Origin of the sequence: Pseudomonas sp. MD195_PC81_125, assembly GCF_014060985.1 — a bacterium.
Lineage (GTDB): Bacteria > Pseudomonadota > Gammaproteobacteria > Pseudomonadales > Pseudomonadaceae > Aquipseudomonas > Aquipseudomonas parakoreensis.
This window is the reverse complement of sequence record NZ_JABULD010000167.1, coordinates 1-1,682: the sequence shown is the minus strand read 5'-3', so window position 1 is coordinate 1,682 and position 1,682 is coordinate 1. Positions and strand designations below refer to the sequence as shown.

1 pseudogene is annotated in these 1,682 nt (G+C 64.1%); it reads right to left on the bottom strand.

From position 1 onward, the window contains the following. Positions 1-59: 59 nt before the first annotated feature. Positions 60-1,682 (bottom strand): annotated as a pseudogene (locus HT737_RS07190) (ribonuclease E); the annotation flags it as partial.

Here is a 1,682-nt window from a genome sequence, read left to right as displayed (position 1 = left end):
CGGCAGCTCCTACACAGGTCTCCTGTAGGACTGCGAAGGGCTGCGATCTTTTTGATCTTCTAAATGGAATAAAAAAAGCCCCGCCAGGTTTTCACCCGGCGGGGCTTTTTATTGGCTTTCGGAATCAGACGAGCGGTTTTAGGCTCGTGTTCTTTTTCCTCGGCCTCTTGGTGATGCTCGACCGCGTCCTGGACGGAGCGTGGTGCTTCGGCGATGACCGATTCAATCACGGCTTCTTCAGTCACGGCAGCAACCTCGACCACTTCAGCAGCCGGAGCAGCAGCGGCAGCCAGTTCGGCTTCCTTCTGCAGGCGCTCGGCTTCACGCTTGCGGCGACGCACTTCACGTGGGTCGTTTGGCGCACGGCCGTTTGGCGTCAGGGCGCTGACCGGTGCGGCTTCAACCACTGGAGCAGGCTCTTCGGCCACCACAGGTGCTTCGACCGGTGCTTCAACGACTGGCGCTGGAGCAGGTTCAGCGGCTTCGACCACTGGCGCGGCAGCCTTGGCTTCTTCAACCACTGGGGCTTCAACGACTGGCGCTGGCGTTTCAGCCACGGCAGGCTCGGCAACCCAGTTGAACGCGGTCTGTTCTTCGCGAACTTCACGCACGGTTTCGGTCACGGTTTCAGCAACCGGCTCTGCGGCCACGACTGGCGCCTCAACGGCAGGTTCAGCAGCGGCTTCAACCTGAGGCAGTGTTTCTTGAACCGGTGCCACTTCGACTTCCGGAGCAGCAACCACTTCCACCGGGGTAGTGGCCTCAACAACCGGCGCTTCCACTGGAGCGGTTTCCTGAACAGCGGCGGTAGCGCGTTCGGCTTGCTCGTGAGCCTGTGCCTCGGCCGGAGCGCTGATCACGCTGCCGGCAACAGCGGCGGTCACGGCCAGGCCGGCAGCCAGATCGGCAGCGCTTGGAGCAGCGGCGTTTTCGCCGGACTCGGATTCTTCCGAACCTTCGATCACGTTGCCGTTGGCATCACGCTGACGCTCGCGACGGTTGCTGCGACGACGCTGACCACGGGAGCGACGACGTGGACGATCGCCTTCGGCGTTGTCCTGGCCGTCTTCCGGCAGTTGCTCTTCGTTGGTGTTCACTTCTTCTTCAGCGACGGCGGCAGCGGCCTGCTCGGCGCGCGGTTGACGTTCTTCACGCGGCGGACGCGGTGCGCGTTCTTCGCGTGGCTGACGGGCCGGACGCTCTTCTGCGACCACGGCGGCAGTGGCAGCCGCTACGGGTGCAGCCGGAGCGGCGTCCAGAGGCTCGCGCAGTTCACGCACGCGCTCTTCACGCTCGCCACGTGGCTTGCGGTCTTCGCGTGGAGCACGTGGCGCACGTTCTTCACGCGGAGCGCGTGGAGCACGTTCTTCGCGAGCGGCTGGCGCCTCGGTACGGGCTTCACGTGGCTCGCGGACTTCACGGGCTTCACGTGGCTGACGCTCTTCACGCGGCTCGCGTGGGGCGCGTTCTTCACGCGGTGCACGTTCTTCGCGCGGCTTGCGCTCTTCATCGCGGCGACCGTTACGGTTGCGGCTCTGCTGACGACCGTTGCGACGCTCTTCGTTGCGGGCCGGACGCTCGGTGGCCGGTTTTTCAACGACGACCGGTGCGGCTGGCTCTTCTTTGGTAGCGAACAGGCTGACCAGCGATTTCACCAGACCTTTGAACAGGCTTGGCTCTGG